Origin of the sequence: Mesorhizobium sp. WSM3626, assembly GCF_000513935.1 — a bacterium.
Lineage (GTDB): Bacteria > Pseudomonadota > Alphaproteobacteria > Rhizobiales > Rhizobiaceae > Mesorhizobium > Mesorhizobium salmacidum.
The window spans coordinates 23,118-42,134 of sequence record NZ_AZUY01000045.1 but is presented as its reverse complement, the minus strand read 5'-3'; the positions used below and the strand labels follow the sequence as shown (position 1 = coordinate 42,134).

The window sequence follows — 19,017 nt, the reverse complement described above, 5'->3', positions numbered from 1 at the left end:
ATGAACCTCAATTTTTCCGCGATCGCCGTTCGCGAGCGCGCCATCACCCTTTTCTTCATTATTCTGCTCGTCGCCGCCGGCGCCTACGCTTTCCTCATGCTTGGACGGGCGGAGGATCCCAACTTCACCATCAAGACCCTGACGGTCACGACGGTATGGCCGGGCGCGACCGCGCGCGAGATGCAGGACCTCGTCGCCGAACCGTTGGAGAAGCGACTTCAGGAGCTGACCTGGTACGATCGGGTGGAGACGACAACACGACCAGGCTATGCGTATCTGACGGTCACGCTGAAGGACAGCACACCGCCATCCAGCGTTCAGGAGGAGTTCTATCAGGCCCGTAAGAAACTCGGGGATGAAACCCGCAACCTGCCGCCCGGCGTACTCGGCCCCTTCGTCAACGACGAATATTCCGATGTGAGTTTCGCTCTTTACGCCCTCAAGGCGAAGGGCTTGCCCATGCGGGAACTCGCCAGGCAAGCCGAGACCATTCGCCAGGACCTTCTGCATGTGCCTGGCGTCAAGAAGATCAACATCCTCGGCGAGCGTCCCGAACAGATATTCGTCGAGTTTTCCTATGCCAAGCTGGCAACACTCGGCGTGTCGGCGCAGGATATCGTCGCCGCTTTGCAGCGCCAGAACACCGTCACACCGGCGGGCTCGATCGACACAAAGGGGCCGCAGGTCTTCATCAGGGTCAACGGCGCTTATGACAGTGTCCAGACGATCGCCGACACGCCGATCGTCGCTGCCGGACGGACGTTGAAGCTCTCCGACATCGCCGAGGTCCGGCGCGGCTACGAGGATCCTGCCACTTACGTCATCCGTCACCAGGGCGAGCCGACCATCATGCTCGCGGCGGTGATGCAGGAGGGCTGGAATGGTCTTGAACTCGGCAAGGCACTGGAGGAGAGATCGGCGGCGATCGCACAAACGCTGCCTCTCGGGATGTCGCTGGCCAAGGTCAGCGACCAGGCCGTGAACATCGGCTCGTCGGTGAACGAGTTCATGCTCAAATTCGCGATGGCGCTCGGCGTGGTGCTGCTGATCGCCCTGATCAGCATGGGTTGGCGCGTCGGCATCGTCGTGGCGGCCGCCGTTCCTCTGACGCTTGCCGTCGTCTTCCTCATCATGCTGGAAACCGGCCGGTTCTTCGACCGCATCACGCTCGGCGCCCTTATCCTGGCGCTTGGCCTTCTCGTGGACGACGCCATCATCGCCATTGAGGTGATGGTGGTGAAAATGGAAGAAGGCATGGACCGCATCAAGGCGGCGGCCTATGCCTGGAGCCATACCGCGGCGCCGATGCTGTCGGGCACGCTCGTGACGATCGCCGGGTTCTTACCAGTGGGCTTCGCGCGCTCGACGGCCGGCGAATACGCCGGAAACATCTTCTGGGTCGTGGGCTTCGCCCTCATCGTCTCCTGGGTCGTCGCTGTGGTCTTCACCCCGTATATGGGCGTGAAGATGCTGCCCGCGATCAAACCGATCGAAGGGGGTGTCCATGCAATATATGACACACCGAACTATCGGCGCCTTCGCCGGCTCATCACCTTTGCCGTGCGCCACAAGTTCGTGACCTGCGCTGCCGTCGGCATCGTCTTCGCGCTTTCGGTTGTCGGCATGGGCGGTCTCAAGCAGCAGTTCTTCCCGACATCCGATCGCCCTGAAGTGCTGGTCGAGGTTCGCCTGCCGGAAGGCACCAGCATCGAGACGACGACCGCCACGGTCGAAAAGCTGGAACACTGGCTTGACGGCCAACCCGAGGCCAAGATCGTGACGAGCTATGTCGGCCAGGGCGCCCCGCGCTTCTTCTTTGCCATGGCGCCGGAACTGCCTGATCCCGCCTTCGCAAAGATCGTCGTGCTGACCCCGGACGCGGAAGCCCGCGAGGCCTTGAAGCACCGGCTGCGTGAAGCGGTTGCGACAGGGCTTGCCCCCGAAGCTAACGTCCGCGTTACGCAACTCGTGTTCGGACCCTACACGCCGTTCCCGGTCGAGTTCCGGGTCATGGGGCCTGATCCCGCGCAATTGTACGCCATCTCTGAGAAAGCCCTCGATGTGATGCGCGGCGTGCCGGACGTGCGGCAGGCCAGTCGCGACTGGGGCAATCGCACGCCGGTACTGCGCTTCATACCGGATCAGGATCGACTGAACCTCATCGGCCTGTCGCCGGCGGAGGTGGCCCAGCAGCTCCAGTTCCTCCTCACCGGCATCCCGGTCACGCAGGTCCGCGAGGACATCCGCAATGTCCCCATCGTGGCACGCAGCGCCGGCGGCGAGCGACTGGATCCATCGCGTCTGGCGGATTTCTCGCTGATGAGCCGGGACGGTCGCCAGATCCCGCTCGACCAGATCGGCCACTCGGAAATCCGTCTGGAAGAGCCGATCCTGAAGCGGCGTGATCGCACCCCGGTCATCACGATTCGCTCGGACATCAATGAGGCGACCCAGCCTCCAGAGGTTTCCAAGCAGATCATGACGACCCTTCAGCCGCTGATTAAATCCCTGCCTGCCGGCTATCGCATCGAAATGGGTGGATCGATCGAAGAGGCGGCCAAGGCCAACACCGCGCTGGGTAAGGTCTTCCCGGCCATGCTCGCCGCCATGCTGATCGTCATCATACTGCAGGTGCGATCGTTCTCGACGATGGCGATGGTCATGCTGACGGCACCCCTCGGCCTCGTTGGCGTCGTACCGATGTTGCTGGCCTTCAACCAGCCCTTCGGATTCAACGCCATTCTGGGCCTGATAGGACTGGCGGGCATCCTGATGCGCAACACGCTGATCCTGACCGAACAGATCAAGGAGAACCGTGCCGCCGGCCTTGACGACTATCACGCCGTCATCGAGGCCACGGTGCAACGCACGAGGCCGGTGATCCTGACCGCACTTGCCGCCGTGCTGGCTTTCATCCCCCTCACGCACTCCGTCTTCTGGGGATCGATGGCCTTCACGCTGATCGGCGGCACGGCGGCCGGCACGGTGCTGATCCTGCTGTTTCTCCCTGCGCTCTATGTGGCGTGGTTCCGGATCAAACCGACCACGGATGAACTCCATGAGGATTCGACGGAGGAACCGGAAGTGCCAGCAGCTATGGCGGCCGAGTAGGGCTCTGTTGTCGCAAGAGACGGTTCAAGTTCTTGCCCATTGGCCTTGTCTGGGCACATGCGGGGCCAACGGCACGAACTTACCGCCTACAGATCACCTCCACGCGAGTCCGGCAGTTTCGCTTCATCAATTCTGGAGACATGCATGAATCGTCCGGTTCGAACACCTGATCCCGACGAGATGCGCGCGCGCATCCTGGAGGTTGCTGAGGAGCACTTTCGCCGCATCGGCTGCCACAAGACGTCGGTGGCCGACATCGCCTCCGGGCTTGGCATGAGCCCGGCGAACGTCTACCGCTTCTTCCCCTCCAGGGATGCAATCAACGAATCCATCTGCAGAAGGGTCTTGAATGAGTTTGATGACATTGCCGTTGCGATCGCACGCACGAACCTACCGGCCTCGGTGAAACTCGACCGACTCTTGAACGCACTTCACCATCACAACAAGAAGAAGCTGATCAAGGAACGGTGCATGCACGACATGATTGTCGCCGCCATGCAGGAGAACTGGGCGGTCATCAAGTCGCATCTCGAGCGGATGGTGACGATCTTCAAAGCGATCATTCGCGAGGGCATCGAGGCGGGCGAATTCAAGGTCGAGGACCCGGCGGAAGCGGCGCGTGCGGTTAAGGCCGCATTCATGCCGTTCTTCCACCCGATTCTAATCGAGCACTGCGTTCGAAACAGCGAAGACACCGAAACGAGCCTGCGCGAGCAGATTCGCTTTATCCTGAAAGCTCTGGGAAAGTCTGACTGAGGCCGCTGGCTGGTGATCGTGTCACAGTCCGCGGCACGGAATGGCACGGCGACGCAACCGGAACTCTCCAATCTCGTTATGTCAGGGCTCACTCCCGCCTCGAGGCTCACATTCGGGACCAACACATGAAAAAGACCTATGAAAAACCGACGCTACGCAAGCACGGGAAATTGACCGCCCGCACCGCGCAGATCGTGGTTTCCGGGGTGACGATAATCCAGTGATTTCTCGGATGCCCGGGTCAGATGCCGGAGCCGGACACGCCATGGGTCTCCGGCTCCTCTTCGGGCACCTCGCCCGGCTCGAACTCGTTGAAGCAGCCGAGCCCGCGCTTGAACCGGTCGATCAACCAGGCGGCCGCCGGCTTCGGGCTGCGATCGTTGCGGTGCATGGCGAACAATGGCGAACTCACCTCCTTGTAGGGTTCGAGATCAAGCTCCACCAGGCGGCCGCTGGCCAGATCGTCGGCGATCAACCAGCGCGGCAGGCCACCCCAGCCCAGCCCCTCGCGCATCAGTATGTGCTTGGTGCGCACGTCGGTCAGCCGCCAGGTGCGGTAGGCGAAGACGCCGTAATCACGTCCCTTGGTGCGCTCCGACTGGTCGGTGACGACAAGTTGGGTGTGCTCGCGCACATCCTCGAGCGCCACCGGCTTCGGCAGCTGTGCCAGCGGATGGCTGGGTGCGGCCGCCGGCACCAGCGACATGAAGCCGATGCGCACGAGATGCACGTCGACATCGCCCAGCAAGCCGCCAATGCCCAGATCGGCCTGTCCATTGACGACGAGATCGGGAATGAGGCCGAGCGTGCCGATATGCAGGCGCAGCATCACGGTCGGAAACCGCACCTCGAATGCCTTGAGCACCCGCACCAGCACCGGAGACGGCAACGTCGAATCGACCGACAGCGCCACCTCGGCCTCCAGCCCGTGATGGTGGCCGTCGGCGCGCGAGCGGATGCGCTGCAGCACGCCCACCATGCGCCGCGCATCCTCCAGCATTGCCCGGCCGATCTCGGTCAGTTGCGGCTCGCGCGTGCCCTCGCGCTCGAACAGCTTCAGCCCGAGCTGCGCCTCGAGATTGGCGATGCCATAACTGATGACGGATTGTGCCCGGTTGAGCTTGCGGCCGGCGGCCGAGAAACTGCCGGTGTCGGCAACGGCGACAAGGATCTGGAGCTGGTCGAGGGTCGGGTTCGGCTGCATCGCTGTATCTACTTTATAGATGGATTGTATAGAAAATATGCCAGTTTATCGGATGGATCGATAGCCCATATATGTCGGGACAATTCATTCAACTGGAGAGACCCGCCATGTCCATTCTTCTTGTTACCTCGAGCCCCCGCGGCGCTGCCTCGCACTCGACCCGCATTGCAACTGAATTCGCTCAGAAGCTTCTCGCCGCCGACCCATCGAACACCCTGGTCGTGCGCGATCTCGTCGCCAACCCGCTGCCGCACATCGATGCCGACTATGCGACCGGCATCTACACGCCGGCCGATGCCCGCACCCCGCGCCAGGCCGAGGTGGTGGGCGTTTCGGACGCGGTGCTGGATGAACTGTTTGCTGCCGACACGGTGATCCTCGCCACCGGCTTCATCAACTTCAACATCTCCTCGACACTGAAGTCCTGGGTCGACCACATCGCCCGCTCCGGCCGGAGCTTTGCCTATGGCGAGAATGGTCCCAAGGGCCTCGTCACCGGCAAGAAGGTCTATATCGTGCTGGCTTCGGGCGGCATCTATTCCGAGGGCGCGGCCGTGCAGTTCGATCACGCCATTCCGTATCTGCGCGGCGTGCTCGGCTTCCTCGGCATGACCGATGTCGATGTCATCCGCATCGAAGGCGTTGGCATGGGCCCGGACGCGGTCACTGCCGCGCTCGCCAACGCGACCGCCAAGGTCGACGCCGTCGTGGCCAGCCAGCAGGCTGCTGCTGCCGCGTAAGGCTCTCGATCATCTGAACTCGAAGGCAGGCGTTCGCGCCTGCCTTTTCGTTTCAGCCGATCAGATGCCGCAAGAGGCCGGCCGAAGCGACCCCGATCAGCACGGTCGGCAGCATGGAAAGCCGCGTTGCCGCCGCCAGCGTGATGGCCAATGCCGCAAGATCAGCCGGATTCCGCGACACGAAGGCCGGCGCGATGATAGAGATCAGCACGCAGCCGGGCGCTGCCTCCATCACCGCCGTGGCGCGGGTGCTGAGCACGCGGTTGCGCAGCACGACATAGCCGCCGACCCGCGTCAGATAGGTGACGCCGGCCATCAGCACGATGGTGAGAAGGGTTGTCATGTCGATCATGCATCACCTGCCAGCAACCAGGCCGCGACCAGCCCCGACACAGCACCCGCCGCGACATACCAGGCGCCGGGAACGAAGAGATAGACAAGCGCGGCGACTGCCAGGCTGACGAGCCACGGTCGCGCGGCGGCAAAGCCTTTCCACATGCCGCGCATCAGCACCAGGAAGACGGCCGGAAACGCCATGTCGAAACCATAGGTCCCGACATCGCCCAGCATCGGGCCGAGCAAGGCGCCGAGCGTCGTGAAGGCTACCCAGGTGAGATACATCGCCAGCGCCGCGCCCATATAATAGCGCGGGCTGAAGGCCGGGCCGATGCCCGCGGCGGCACGCTGTTTGGCATCGGCCAGGCCAAGTGCCCAGCTTTCGTCGCACATGAAGAACAGTGCCGGGAAAACCTTGCGCCGCGGTAGCTCGCGCAGGAACGGCGCGAGCGCCGCCCCCATCAGTAGATGACGGCTGTTGACCAGGAAGGTGATGGCGACGATGAGCAGGATGTGCGGCGGCGACGTCCATAACTGGATCGCCGCGAATTCCGAACCGCCGGCGAAGTTCAGGCCGGTCATCAGGGATAACTCGACCGTGCTCAGCCCCTTCTGCGTGGCCTGGGCGCCAAGCACCAGCGCGTAGGGAATGGTGCCGAGCAGCACCGGCGCGCAGGACATCACACCACGGCGGAACTCGGATTCCGAACCATTGCCGGCTGCCTCGACTGCCTGTGAAATGCTCATGGTCTGCCATAGGCCGGCCTCGCAGCCGCCCTGCCCTGCGTTTGGAAATTTCGTGATGTCAGGGGCGAAACATACCTACACCTCCCCGCAATTTGGTTGCGAAGATTGTTGTCTTTCGCTAAATTTTGGCATTGAATGTCACATATCCGCAGGAAAATGGAATTCAACGCCATGAAGCTCGACGACATCGACAAGCGCATCCTGCGGGCACTGCAGCGCGACGGCCGCATGGCCAACAATGATCTGGCCAATGAGGTCGGCCTGTCGCCCTCGCCTTGCCTGCGGCGCGTCAAGCTCCTGGAGGAAGCAGGCGTCATCGACCGCTATGTCGCCGTGCTCAATCCGGCCAGCATCGACAAGGGCCTCACCTTCTTCACCCGGATCTGGCTGAAGACGCAGGACGAGGACACGATCGAGCACTTCGCCACCGAGGTGGCCAAGCTGCCGCAAGTGATGGAATGCTATCTCATGCTGGGCGACTGCGACGCCCTGGTGCGCGTGGTGGCGGCTGATGTCAACGACTATCGCCGTTTCCAGTCGGAGCATCTGAGCCGCATCAAAGGCGTGCAGAACGTCAAGACCGACGTTCCCAGCTGGACGATCAAGTACACATCGGAACTGCCGATCTGAGCCTTTGAAATATCTCCCAGCGCATTTGACGAGGCGCAGGCTATCCCCTGGACCTATGAAAATTTCCATCTGGAATGTCGATCCGAGCACGCCTTGAACGTCCTTGGGACGCAACCGGAATTGCCGGGCGGCGTCGAAAGATCGATCCTGTTCCCGGCTGGGAGAAGAAACATGAACCATTCCTACCGTTGGGTCATCGTCGCGGCTGGCGCGCTGATGTCCTGTGTCGCCATCGGCACGATGTTTTCGCTGGCGATTTTCCTTGAACCCATGGCGATCGACACCCACTGGTCGCGCGCGGGCATTTCGAGCGCCATGACGCTCAACTTCCTGGTGATGGGCCTCGGCGGCTTCGCCTGGGGCGCCCTGTCCGACCGGTTCGGCGCCCGCATCGTCGTCACGATCGGCGCCGTGCTGCTCGGGCTGGCGCTGGTGCTGGCAAGCCGCGCCGGTTCGCTTCTCACCTTCCAGATCACCTATGGCGTGCTCGTCGGGCTCGCGGCCAGCGCCTTTTTCGCACCGATGATCGCGCTGACATCAGGCTGGTTCGACACCAATCGCGGGCTGGCGGTATCGCTGGTCTCGGCCGGCATGGGCGTGGCGCCGATGACGATCTCGCCTTTCGCGCGCTGGCTGATCTCGGCCTATGAATGGCGCGCCGCCATGTTCGACATCGGCCTCCTGGCCTGGGTGCTCCTGCTGCCCGCCGTCCTTCTGGTGCGCCAGCCGCCGAAACCCGCCGCCTCCGGTGCGGCCGCGGCACCAGTCGCCGAAGGCGCCGGCCTGACGGTCGGGCAGGCGCTGCGCTCGCCGCAATTCATCGTGCTGGGGCTAACCTTCTTCGCCTGTTGCGCGGCCCATTCCGGCCCGATCTTCCACATGGTCAGCTATGCCATGCTGTGCGGCGTCGCCCCGATGGCCGCTGTCTCCATCTACAGTGTCGAGGGTCTGGCTGGCCTCGGCGGCCGGCTGCTCTACGGCGTGCTGGCCGACAGGCTGGGCGTCAAGCCGGTGCTGATCGCGGGGCTGGCGATCCAGGCGATCGTCATTGCCGCCTATCTCTCGATCAGCCAGCTCGACCAGTTCTATATGCTGGCCGTCATCTTCGGCGCCACCTATGGCGGCGTCATGCCGCTCTACGCCGTGCTGGCGCGCGAATATTTCGGCCAGCGCATTCTCGGCACCGTATTCGGCGCCGCCACCATGCTCTCCAGCCTCGGCATGGCGCTGGGGCCGCTTGCCGGCGGCATGATCTTCGACGCCTATGCCAGCTACCATTGGCTGTTCATCGGCTCGGCTCTCATCGGCCTGGGTGCCGCGGGCATAGCCATCGCCTTCCCGCCGCTGCCACGCACGGTGTTGCAGACGGCATAATGCATGTCGCCCGGAAGTGTCCTCGGTTCCGGGATAACGACCTGCATAAAATGAGGAGACACGGCCGGACGGCAATCGTGGCCAGATAACAAACGGGCTTGACGGGCCATGGCCGGTCAAGCCACCGCCTGCTTCGGCGTCACGCCGACTTGAGAACCGTGAACGGCCGCTTCTGAATGGCCCGTTTGGTCTGGAAATTCGCGGCCGGAGCCGGGCGGCCGACATGAAAGCCCTGGACTTTGTCGATGCCAAACTGGCGCATGAGGAGCATCTGCTCTTCGGTCTCCACCCCTTCGACCAGGATTTTGTGGCCGCGATTTCTGACCAGCGCGATGATATCCTGCAGCATCGCCATGCCCTTGGGGGTGCCGCAGTCGTGGAGAAACGAACGGTCGATCTTGACCGTATCGAAATCGATGAGACGAAGCCATGAAAGGCCGGCGAAGCCCGTCCCGAAATCATCGAGCCATATTCTGATTCCGAGCAGCTTCAGATCGCTTATGCAGCGCAGGATGTCGGAGTGCATCTCCATCTCCAGTCCCTCGGTGATCTCGAAGGCCAGCCGGTTGCCGGTCACGCCGGTCTCGCCCAGAATGGTCGCGACCGATGTCGCGAAGCCGGGCGTCTTGAGCTGGATCGGCGAGACGTTGACGCTGACGACGCGCACGTGATCCTGCGCCAGGAGTTCGGCGCACACGGTCCTTATTGCCCAACGCCCGAGTTCGAGGATGGCGCCGGTTCGCTCAGCGACGGGAATGAACAGGCTCGGCGGAACCAGGGTTCCGTCGAGCATCTTGAGACGCATCAGCGCCTCCACGGCCTCGACCCGGCCCGACGCGACGTCCTGGATGGGCTGATAGACAAGCGAAACGAGATCCTGGCCGATCGCGATCTTCAGCAAAGCCGCGAGGTTCTCGCTCTCGTCGCTGCTCTGGGGATCGGTCGGATCGAACAGCCGGACACAATTTCGGCCGCCGGCCTTTGCCAGATAGAGCGCTCGATCGGCCTCGTGGATGATCTTCTCCAGCTTGGCGGCGGTCTGCTTCCTGGTGAATGCCGCGCCTACGCTCGCCGTCACGATCGCGATGCCATCCCGCCGCAACTCGTGCGCGATCGCCAGATTCTCGACCGTGCGGCAAATGGCTTCCGCGAGATCCGCGACCTGGTCTTTCCTGCCCATGCGAGCCAGGACGATGAATTCCTCCCCACCATAGCGGCCGATGGAGCCATCATATTGCTTGATCAGGTCGCTGAGCGCCTCGGCGACCTGGATCAGGCAACGGTCACCCTCCTGATGGCCATAGCAATCGTTGAACTTCTTGAAGAAGTCGACGTCGATGAGGATCGCCGCAAAACCATGGCCAAGCTTTTGCCAGTCATTCCAGTAGTCGCGCAGTTTCTCGTCGATGGCGCGCCGGTTCTCCAGGCCTGTAAGCGGATCTGTCCGCGACAGCCTGAGCAGGGCCTTGCCGCGCTCGGTGGCCTCATTGTGCTGGATCTTGGCTTCCAGCGCGTTGAGGAAGACGTTGTAGCGCTCTTCGTTCAGCTTCCAGTTCACATAGGATGTGAACGTGAAGCACGAAACGTAGAAAGTGCCAAAGACCATCTTGTATGCCAGCGAAGCGGGTAGAAAGTAGTTCACCACATACAAGATGCACAAGATTATAGTCGACGTTATGATCGAGACTTTGAACCGGAACGTGAAGAAGAGATTGGCACTCATCATGAAAATGGTGCCGAAGACCATATAATAGGCGACGGTTTCCTTGTTCGCCCCCATGGAGGCGGGGTAAAGCCAGCCGATATAGCCGAAGATGATGGCCGCGGCGCAGGTTACGTCAAGCCAGTCCGTGGCGGCTCCCCGGCGAAGCTGTGCTTCAAGGACCAACAATGCGGTCAGTCCGACAGCGAAGCGGGCCGTGATCGTAAGGGCGGCCACATCCGGTATCAGCAGCAGATCCGATACCGAAAACAAGACATAGATGACGACGGCGATCCAAAGGCCTGGCCTGGCTTCCTTCCTTCGTTTCGCCTGGGCTTCCGTACGGTAAAGGATGCGAAGTTCAGCCGCCCCCAGCTCCTGGCGGGGATCGTGCGGTTCCGAATCGACCGCATCGGCCACTCTGGATGACGCGCGTTCGTTCACGACAAATCCCGGCTGAAGGGCATCTCGCGTTCCGAATTCTTTTGCAGCTTCTGCCCCCAACGCAGACCGACTCCTTGGGCGCGACATCACTTGCCGCGCGATCAAATGCAATGACGCAGGACAAGTTTCCGTTAACTCGAACCCGGAATCCCCTCCTTAAAAAACCCAAAGAATTGACATGGTTAGCGGGAAATTAATCATACCGATAAAATGCCCGCGACCCGACATTGGCAATTCGAATATTCTAAGCAATAAGTTAACTGACTGTTAACTATGGAGTCTTGGTGTGCAAACTGTCTTTGATGGCCAGAGTCTGATTACTGCGGAGGCAATTGCCAGTGGTCTCCGTCGAGGAAAGCCCGAGCATCATGGCGAAGCGTTCGAAACCGCTCGCGCGGAGCTGGCGCTCATCCTCCACGCGACACAACAACAGGTCGAGCAGCAAAAATTTCCCGCCGAGATCGTTCGCCGGCTGCTGTCGCTTCTCAACGCGTTGCGTGCCAAGGTTCATCCCGACGTGTGGCAAGCCTTGATACCGGTGGCGCAGAACCACCCGATCCAGAAGTACTTTCTCGAGGATCCGCTGACGCATTGGTCCTTCACCAAGCCCAGGGGTTATTCCGGCGACGCGCAGTTGCTCGACTACATCTATTGTGACCCGCACGTGGCTGAGAGCGTGGCGAACGCCTCGGAGATCGGCAAGGCGCTTTACAGCCATACCCAGAACGTGCCGTCATGCGTCGCGGCACGGGAGCGCCGCGATCTGCTGACCCGCTATGTCGATGAGACCGCGGCCAAGAATGGACCGGAAACCGAAGTCCTGGCTATCGCGGCCGGCCATCTGCGCGAAGCGAACCGTTCGGCCGCATTGGCCGAGGGCGGCCTCAAGCGCTGGGTCGCGCTCGACCAGGATCCCCAGAGCGTCGGACTGATCGCGCGCGATTTCCAAGGCACCGCGGTCGAGGCCGTCGACGGCTCGGTACGGACCGTGCTCACCAGGGGCCACAAGCTTGGCAAGTTCGATCTTATCTATGCCTCCGGGCTTTACGACTACCTTCAGCACAACGTCGCCGTGAAACTCGCCAAGACCTGTCTGCAGATGCTGAAGCCGAACGGGACATTCCTGTTTGCGAACTACGCCGAGGGCACTCCTGACGCCGGCTACCGGGAAACGTTCATGGACTGGGTGCTGCTGCTGCGGTCGGAAGTCGACATGTGGAACATCATCAATGCCAGCGTCGACCGCAACACCGTGGAGGCGCAAGTGTACTTCGGCGAGAATCGCAACGTGCTCTACGGCGTCATCCAAAAGCGCGGCTAATACCCACCTGGATGGCACGCCGGCCAAGGACCTCGAGCGCTTCACGGAGTGCTCGAGGGTGTAAGCCCCCCTCACGCGCGATCCACGCTCTTTCGGAGACGGCTGGACCCTACCCGAAAATCCGATCGCCCTGCTCGTCGACGAGCTGGATGCCTTTCTTGATCGAGATGTCGACGGCGTCGTCCAGTCCGGCGAAACGGTCGGCACGGATGAATTTGTGCTCCTTCACCACGCCATCGACCTCCTTGGAGACGACGCCGCAGGTCTGGTACTGGCCTTCGGTCTTGTAGGGCGTGGCGCTGATCGTAAAACCCTTGTGCTCGACCTGCTTGGCGGGCGCGGCACTTGCGGGCTCGGCCGCTTCGCCGCCACCGCCGCCGAAAAGACGTTTCAGAAAAGACATCGCTCAAATCTCCTTGCCGTCTGCGATCGCCGTCGGTATGCGATTCACGACGCTGTCGGCCCAGCATGCGCGAATGTGCCGCCGCGTTCCAGCCCCCTGATGAAGACGGCGACCAGGAGCTCGATCTGCCGGTCGATCTCGTCGGCCTGCCGGCTAACGGACCTGCCCGCATACCCGCTGGTCACGATGCCATGCACGCTTGACCAGAGGGTTCGCGCGGCGATCCGGCGCGTGTCCTCGTCGAGATCGAAGCCGCCATCGGCAAGGACGCTGGCGATGATCTCGAACAACTGGTCGAGCCGTGCCTCGTAGACGTCGGGCTCGGTCAGCACAGAACGCCGCCTGTTGAAGGCCAGCAGCGCCGGCCAGCTGCCGGGATGCGCCTCGACGAAGCGAACATAGGCGCCGGCCAGCGCCATCAGCCGTTGGCGCACGTCGGTGATGCCGCGCCTGCCAAGATCGGCCATCGCCGCAGCGCCCGCGACCCCCAGCCGGTCGAGCAGCCGCATGTTGACGGCGCGGTGCACACCGTCGAGATCGGAAAACAGATTATAGACCGAGCCGACCGAGATGCCCGCCTGTTCGGCGATGGTCCTGGCCTTCAGATTGTCCATGCCGCCTTCGTTGAGCAGCGTCTCGGCAATGGCCAGCACCCGCTCGCCGGTCTCTTCCTTGTCCAGCGCCATATCAGTCCTTTTTGGATGCGCGAGCCTTCGACGGCACGCTTTTTCGCCCCCGACTCTTCCCTTCGTTTACCATATGCCGGATATCGTGAACAGCGTTCAGAATTCCCTTGAACAATGTTCATTTGCCGCTATGTTGAGTTTGTGAACATTGTTCACGGAAACTTCGAAGGGAGAAGAATCATGCTTAGCCTGATCAGAACACTGCTCGACGGCGCCAGCGCACGGGCCGAGGACGGCCTGAAGGATCGCTTCGCCATCGACCTTCTGGCGCAGCGCATCCGCGATGCCGAGGCGGGACTTGCCGCCGCCAAGCAGACGCTTGCCTCACTGATCGTGCGCCAGCGTGCCGAGCAAGCCGGCCTCGAGCATCTCGACCGCCGCCACGCCGACCTGGAGACACGCACCATCAGCGCGCTGGCCGCCGGCAACAGCGGGCTGGCCGAAAGCGGTGCCGCGGCCATAGCCGAACTGGAGAATGAACGCGAGGTCCGCCGCGCCACGGTGCAAAGCCTTGGCGAAAAGACCTTGCGGATGCGCGTTTCGGTGGAGCGGGCGCACCGCCGCATCATCGATCTCAACCAGGGCATGATCTCGGCCCGGGCCATCGATGCCGAGCGCAAGGCACAGTCACGCCTCGTCAGGTCGATCGGCCATTCGGCGAGCCTCAACGACGCCGAGGAGCTTTTGGCCCGCATCAAGGGAGCCAGCGATCCGTTCGAGGAAGCCGGCATTCTCGACGAAATCGACGGCGAGCTTCGTCATGACGCGATCCGCGACCGCCTTGCCGACGCCGGGCACGGCCCAGCGGTGAAGGTGCGCGCCAGGGACGTGCTCGAGCGCCTGAAGACCATCAACTGAAGATTTTTGGACCTGACGACGACCACATCAAATCCAACTTCGATCCAGTCAAAGGAACACGACAATGAACAGCAATCAGACCTACATCATGTTCAACACCGTCTCGGTGGGCGCCGCCTACTTCATGCTTGGCCTGTCCCTGTGGCTGGCGCCGGTCGACCTGTCGACCAAGGGCTACTGGGCCATGGGCATCCTGCTGCTCACCGGCAGCCTGGTGAACCTGGTCAAGTACCGCACCGACGAGCGCATCTCCGCCGAAACCACCGCCAAGATTGAGAAGGCGCGCAACGAAAAGCTGATCAGCGAATATGTCGGCAAGGAATGATGCCGGCACGGTCTGACGAGAAAGCCCGGGTCTCCCCGGGCTTTTCTGCGTCCTCGCGCTCGCAAAGCGGGGTGAGAGGAAAGCTTGCCCGCCTCAGCGGTGCGACAGCGCTTCCAGCGCTTCGGCGGCGGCTTCCAGAATGGCGATCGCCTCGGCCTGCTTTTCGGCTGGGGCATCGACGATGTCGCCGAGTGCCGCGCGGAGCCGGTGGCGGATGGCGCGGAATTCGTCGCGCGTTTCCGAGCGCTCGCCACGGCCGCCTCGGCCGCCGCGGCGGTCCTCGCCGTCATCGTTCCAGCCGAACCAGTCGCGCGCCTTGGCCATCTTGCGGCCGAAGCGCTCGAGATGATCGAGCACGCCGTCGATCATTTCGCGGTTGTCGGCCAGATGCGCCTGCCCGGCCTCGGTGATCGAGAACACCTTCTTGTTGCCTTCGCTCGTCGACACGGCGTAGCCGGCCTCTTCCAGGAAGGTCAGCGTCGGGTAGACCACGCCCGGGCTCGGGCTGTAGATGCCGCTGGTGCGCTCTTCCAGCGCCTTGATGATGTCGTAGCCATGGCGTGGCGCCTCGGCCAGCAGCGACAGCGTGATCAGCTTGAGGTCGCCGTCCGCGAGCATCCGTCCGGCCCGGAACATGTCGCCCGGGCCGCGGCCACCGCCCCTGCCGCCGAACGGACCGAAGCCGCCGCCCCCTCTGCCACCAAATTTGCCGCCGAACTTGCCGGCCATGTGCATGAACATGCGCTCGCCAAAATGATGATGATCGGAATGATTGTGTCTGTGCATTGATTGCTCCTTGAGTTCTATCTTACGATATATCTCAGTTAGGCGCGCAGTGCTGTCGAGTCAAGATGTATCTTACGATGTATCTGATCGCGAGCCAAGCGACATCGTGGCATCGAAGCGTCAGGCTTGATGGGAATGGATGGAGCGCGAATGGACTACCAGCGGCCTTTGCGCCGGTTCCAGCCGTAGAGCAGGTCGGCGAAGCGATCATAGGCAAGGCGGGTCAGCGGCAGCATGAGCCGATTGCCGAACAGGCTCGCCAGCCAGCCCTCGCCGGGCGTTAACAGCAAAACCGCGATCGCCACGTCGGCGCCGATCAGCAAATTGCCATCCGCATCGGTGGCATGCAGCCGGCGGCGGATGTCCTCCAGCGAGACGCCATGCGACGACAGCGCATCCGGCTCCAGGTTGATATCGCGGAATTCGACCCGACCGGCCTTGACCGCCTCGATAAGCCGCCGCTTCTGCCGGTCGATGCCGGCATAGCAGACCGGACAGCGCGTGTTATACCAGACGGTCAGCAAAGGCGTGGTTCCGCTACCAGTCACTTGCCGCGCATCGCCGCCTTCGGCCCGACGCATTTGTTGTCGCGAAACAGCGCCCACTCCTCGCACAGGCGACCGTTGGGCAAGCGGCAAAACCCGTATTCGTTGCCGGCCTTGTCCTTCCTGACCGCGAAGCGGCCGCCGATCGCACCGCAGTGGACCGATGCGGGATTGGCCATGCCGACCGGTTTTTGCGCGGCGCCGGCGTCGATGGGCATCGACAACATCAAGGCAAGACCGACGGCCAGTATCGAAAAATTGTTCATGCGATCTCTCCTTGGCCGCCACGGCGAGGCGTCCTGTCCCGAGGCAGCTGTCAAATCTATCGGAACGCGCGCCGGATCAAGAGCCGTTGAGGCGGCACCTGATCCGGCTGTCCGCAAACCTCATCATCCAAGTGAGGTGATGATCTCGCGATAGGCGAATTCGGGGAAGGCCTTCATCGTCCGCGTCCTGATGTTGCCGGCCGCCGCCAGCATCAGCGAGAAACGCGCCAGGATCGCGTCGTCGGGCGCCTCGACCACCGCCACCATGTCGTACTCGCCCATGGTCAGGTAGAACGCCTTGAACGATCCGCCCATTTCGCCCAGTTGCTTCCTGGCGGCGTCGAGCCGCTTCGGGGATTCGCGCACGTTCTTGGCGCCCTGCTCGGTCCAGTTCATCAGCACGATGTAGCTTGTCATGGCACACCTCCCTCCGGGGCCACGGAGCACGGCACTCAGGCCGTGGGTCTGTCGACACGGCCTCGACCGGGGCGGGCTTTCCGGGGTTGTCGCCCAGAAAATGCATCCGACGCGAAATTATCCTCCCTAAGGTCGCGGGTCGCAAGAGCGAACACGCCTATGAAAAAGGGCGCTCGTGGCGCCCTTTATCTCCAATGCGATTGGCAGGTCTCAGCTGTCCAGGAAGCTGCGCAGCTTGCGGCTCCGGCTCGGGTGCTTGAGCTTGCGCAGCGCCTTGGCTTCGATCTGGCGGATACGCTCGCGGGTGACCGAGAACTGCTGGCCGACTTCTTCCAGCGTGTGGTCGGTGTTCATGCCGATGCCGAAGCGCATTCTGAGCACGCGCTCCTCACGCGGCGTCAGCGAGGCCAGAACGCGCGTGGTGGTCTCGCGCAGATTGGCCTGGATCGCCGCGTCGATCGGCAGGATCGCCATCTTGTCCTCGATGAAATCGCCCAGATGCGAATCCTCCTCGTCGCCGACAGGCGTTTCGAGCGAGATCGGCTCCTTGGCGATCTTCAGGACCTTGCGCACTTTTTCGAGCGGCATGGCGAGCTTTTCGGCCAGTTCCTCCGGCGTCGGCTCGCGGCCGATCTCGTGCAGCATCTGGCGCGAGGTGCGAACGATCTTGTTGATCGTTTCGATCATGTGCACCGGAATGCGGATGGTGCGGGCCTGGTCGGCGATCGAACGCGTGATCGCCTGCCGGATCCACCATGTCGCGTAGGTCGAGAACTTGTAGCCGCGGCGGTATTCGAATTTGTCGACCGCCTTCATCAGGCCGATATTGCCTTCCTGGATCAGGTCGAGGAACTGCAGGCCGCGATTGGTGTACTTCTTGGCGATCGAGATGACGAGGCGCAGATTGGCCTCGACCATTTCCTTCTTGGCGATCGCGGCTTCGCGTTCGCCCTTCTGCACCTGGTTGACGATTTTCCGGAATTCCAGGATCGAGATCGCCGTCTCGGTGGCCAGGTGCTGGATCTCGGCGCGCAGATCCTTGATCGCATCCTTCTCGTTCTTGGTGAATTCCTTCCAGCCGCGCGAGGTCAGGTTGGCGATCGAGCGCGTCCAGTTCGGATCGAGTTCGGAGCCCTGATATTCCTTCAGGAACTCCTCGCGGCGCACGCCATAGCTTTCGGCGAGGCGCAAAAGCTTGCCCTCGTTCTGCACCAGGCGCTTGTTGATGTCGTAGAGCTGCTCGACCAGCGCCTCGATGCGCGCCGTGTTGAGCGACAGCGACTTCACCGCCTTGATCAGCTGGTCCTTCAGCTCCTTCAGCCGGCGGTCCTGGCTGGGCGACAGCGTGCCGGCGGCGGCCAGCCTGTTCTCGACCTGCTGGTCCTGCAGCTTCCTGAGCTTCTTGTAGGTGTCGGCGATGACGTCGAGCGTCTCCATCACCTGCGGGCGCAGTTCGGCTTCCATCGCCGCCAGCGACAGGCTCGCCTCGTCCTCGTCTTCCTCGTCGTCGTCGCCGATGCCGCGCGTATCGGCGCCGACATTGGTGATGTCGTCTTCATCGTCGCGTCCGCGGCGCGGCTTTTCCTCGGCCTTGGGCGCTTCCTCGACACGTTCGACCACCGGCGCCTGCTTGGCTTCGGGGCCGGCATAGGTGGCTTCGAGGTCGATGATCTCGCGCAGCAGGATCTTGGATTCGTTGAGCTCGTCGCGCCAGATGATGATCGCCTGGAAAGTCAGCGGGCTTTCGCAGAGGCCTGCGATCATCGTCTCGCGGCCGGCCTCGATGCGCTTGGCGATCGCGATTTCGCCCTCGCGCGACAGCAGCTCGACCGAGCCCATTTCGCGCAGATACATGCGCACCGGATCGTCGGTGCGGTCGGTCGGCTCTTTCTTGGTGGTGGTGGCGGCGACCGCGGTGCCGGTCTGCTCGGCAAGCTCGTTGGCGTCTTCCTCGGCATCGGCGGCTGTGTCGCCGGCCTCGGCCTCTTCGCCCTGCTCGTCATCCTCGACGACGTTGATGCCCATGTCGGACAGCATCGCCATCGTGTCCTCGATCTGCTCGGAGGTCACTTCCTCGGAAGGCAGCACCGAATTCAGCTCGTCCATGGTGACATAACCGCGCTTCTTGGCGGCCTTGATCATCTTCTTGACAGCATCATCGGAAAGGTCGAGCAAGGGCCCATCGGTGGCGCCTTCGCGTTCGGTCTCGACCTCTTCCTTTTCTTTTGTCGCCATAGTCTTTATCTTCTCCTAGCGGCCGGCCATGGGGGCCGCGTCAGCTGTCGGACCAGTCAAATCGGATACGCCCGTTTTTCTAAACGCGCTTCACCCGGCCCATGAGCTGCATCCACTCTTTTGTTTGGTGC

The 19,017-nt window shown here is 62.4% G+C and carries 20 protein-coding genes; 9 read left to right on the top strand and 11 right to left on the bottom strand.

Annotated features, from left to right (window positions below; genetic code table 11):
* From M653_RS0124945 to M653_RS1000000137405, 3 genes are all read left to right on the top strand, one after another.
* A complete protein-coding gene (locus M653_RS0124945; protein ID WP_027145784.1) occupies window positions 1–3,111 on the top strand; it encodes an efflux RND transporter permease subunit in 3,111 nt (1,036 codons plus the stop codon).
* Between the two features lie 144 nt (window positions 3,112–3,255).
* The gene (locus tag M653_RS0124940) at window positions 3,256–3,867 is read left to right on the top strand and encodes a TetR/AcrR family transcriptional regulator (RefSeq protein ID WP_027145783.1); all 612 of its coding nucleotides are present in this window, start codon (window positions 3,256–3,258) and stop codon (window positions 3,865–3,867) included.
* Between the two features lie 125 nt (window positions 3,868–3,992).
* Window positions 3,993–4,091: a putative RiPP precursor gene (locus M653_RS1000000137405; protein ID WP_198028830.1), complete on the top strand. Its 99-nt coding sequence runs from the start codon at window positions 3,993–3,995 to the stop codon at window positions 4,089–4,091.
* A gap of 17 nt (window positions 4,092–4,108) precedes the next feature.
* Here the strand turns inward: M653_RS1000000137405 and M653_RS0124930 are convergent, their stop codons facing one another.
* Window positions 4,109–5,071: a LysR family transcriptional regulator gene (locus tag M653_RS0124930; protein WP_027145782.1), complete on the bottom strand. Its 963-nt coding sequence runs from the start codon at window positions 5,069–5,071 to the stop codon at window positions 4,109–4,111.
* Window positions 5,072–5,178: 107 nt separating this feature from the next.
* On the opposite strand from M653_RS0124930, the gene M653_RS0124925 reads away from it, so the two are divergent.
* Window positions 5,179–5,811, top strand: coding sequence for an FMN-dependent NADH-azoreductase (locus M653_RS0124925; RefSeq protein ID WP_027145781.1), 633 nt, complete (start codon window positions 5,179–5,181; stop codon window positions 5,809–5,811).
* A 52-nt stretch (window positions 5,812–5,863) separates the two neighbouring features.
* Here M653_RS0124925 and M653_RS0124920 read toward each other — a convergent pair whose 3' ends face one another.
* Window positions 5,864–6,163 carry an AzlD family protein gene (locus tag M653_RS0124920; RefSeq protein ID WP_027145780.1) on the bottom strand — a complete coding sequence of 100 codons (300 nt, stop codon included), beginning with the start codon at window positions 6,161–6,163 and terminating at the stop codon, window positions 5,864–5,866.
* Entirely contained in the window at window positions 6,160–6,894 is a 735-nt protein-coding gene (locus M653_RS0124915) for an AzlC family ABC transporter permease (protein WP_027145779.1), read from the bottom strand. The genes M653_RS0124920 and M653_RS0124915 overlap by 4 nt, the downstream gene beginning before the upstream one ends.
* Window positions 6,895–7,065: 171 nt before the next feature.
* On the opposite strand from M653_RS0124915, the gene M653_RS0124910 reads away from it, so the two are divergent.
* Window positions 7,066–7,524: an Lrp/AsnC family transcriptional regulator gene (locus tag M653_RS0124910; protein WP_027145778.1), complete on the top strand. Its 459-nt coding sequence runs from the start codon at window positions 7,066–7,068 to the stop codon at window positions 7,522–7,524.
* Window positions 7,525–7,695: 171 nt separating this feature from the next.
* Window positions 7,696–8,898: an MFS transporter gene (locus M653_RS0124905; RefSeq protein WP_027145777.1), complete on the top strand. Its 1,203-nt coding sequence runs from the start codon at window positions 7,696–7,698 to the stop codon at window positions 8,896–8,898.
* Between the two features lie 139 nt (window positions 8,899–9,037).
* On the opposite strand, the gene M653_RS0124900 is transcribed toward M653_RS0124905, so the two are convergent.
* Window positions 9,038–11,131, bottom strand: a complete 2,094-nt coding sequence (locus tag M653_RS0124900; RefSeq protein ID WP_245262315.1) for an EAL domain-containing protein — start codon at window positions 11,129–11,131, stop codon at window positions 9,038–9,040.
* Window positions 11,132–11,330: 199 nt separating this feature from the next.
* Between M653_RS0124900 and M653_RS0124895 the strand changes: the two genes are divergently transcribed.
* Window positions 11,331–12,365, top strand: coding sequence for a class I SAM-dependent methyltransferase (locus tag M653_RS0124895; RefSeq protein WP_027145775.1), 1,035 nt, complete (start codon window positions 11,331–11,333; stop codon window positions 12,363–12,365).
* 109 nt (window positions 12,366–12,474) lie between these two features.
* Here the strand turns inward: M653_RS0124895 and M653_RS0124890 are convergent, their stop codons facing one another.
* Together M653_RS0124890 and M653_RS0124885 are read right to left on the bottom strand one after the other, a co-directional pair.
* Complete coding sequence (locus M653_RS0124890; RefSeq protein WP_027145774.1) at window positions 12,475–12,768, bottom strand: HlyU family transcriptional regulator; 294 nt, start codon at window positions 12,766–12,768, stop codon at window positions 12,475–12,477.
* 44 nt (window positions 12,769–12,812) lie between these two features.
* The gene (locus M653_RS0124885; protein ID WP_027145773.1) at window positions 12,813–13,454 is read right to left on the bottom strand and encodes a TetR/AcrR family transcriptional regulator; all 642 of its coding nucleotides are present in this window, start codon (window positions 13,452–13,454) and stop codon (window positions 12,813–12,815) included.
* A 180-nt stretch (window positions 13,455–13,634) separates the two neighbouring features.
* On the opposite strand from M653_RS0124885, the gene M653_RS0124880 reads away from it, so the two are divergent.
* Both M653_RS0124880 and M653_RS0124875 read left to right on the top strand, forming a co-directional pair.
* Window positions 13,635–14,312, top strand: a complete 678-nt coding sequence (locus tag M653_RS0124880) for a PspA/IM30 family protein (protein WP_027145772.1) — start codon at window positions 13,635–13,637, stop codon at window positions 14,310–14,312.
* Window positions 14,313–14,376: 64 nt separating this feature from the next.
* The gene (locus M653_RS0124875; RefSeq protein WP_027145771.1) at window positions 14,377–14,637 is read left to right on the top strand and encodes a YiaA/YiaB family inner membrane protein; all 261 of its coding nucleotides are present in this window, start codon (window positions 14,377–14,379) and stop codon (window positions 14,635–14,637) included.
* Between the two features lie 93 nt (window positions 14,638–14,730).
* Here M653_RS0124875 and M653_RS0124870 read toward each other — a convergent pair whose 3' ends face one another.
* The 5 genes from M653_RS0124870 to rpoD form a co-directional block, all read right to left on the bottom strand.
* Window positions 14,731–15,423, bottom strand: coding sequence for a PadR family transcriptional regulator (locus M653_RS0124870; RefSeq protein WP_027145770.1), 693 nt, complete (start codon window positions 15,421–15,423; stop codon window positions 14,731–14,733).
* A 155-nt stretch (window positions 15,424–15,578) separates the two neighbouring features.
* On the bottom strand, window positions 15,579–16,004 hold the full coding sequence (locus M653_RS0124865; protein WP_198028829.1) for a DCC1-like thiol-disulfide oxidoreductase family protein: 426 nt from the start codon (window positions 16,002–16,004) through the stop codon (window positions 15,579–15,581).
* Window positions 15,968–16,234: a DUF333 domain-containing protein gene (locus M653_RS0124860; RefSeq protein ID WP_027145768.1), complete on the bottom strand. Its 267-nt coding sequence runs from the start codon at window positions 16,232–16,234 to the stop codon at window positions 15,968–15,970. The genes M653_RS0124865 and M653_RS0124860 overlap by 37 nt, the downstream gene beginning before the upstream one ends.
* Before the next feature lie 123 nt (window positions 16,235–16,357).
* Window positions 16,358–16,651 carry a GYD domain-containing protein gene (locus tag M653_RS0124855; protein ID WP_027145767.1) on the bottom strand — a complete coding sequence of 98 codons (294 nt, stop codon included), beginning with the start codon at window positions 16,649–16,651 and terminating at the stop codon, window positions 16,358–16,360.
* A 210-nt stretch (window positions 16,652–16,861) separates the two neighbouring features.
* Window positions 16,862–18,886, bottom strand: a complete 2,025-nt coding sequence (gene rpoD / locus M653_RS0124850) for an RNA polymerase sigma factor RpoD (RefSeq protein ID WP_027145766.1) — start codon at window positions 18,884–18,886, stop codon at window positions 16,862–16,864.
* Window positions 18,887–19,017 lie beyond the last annotated feature (131 nt).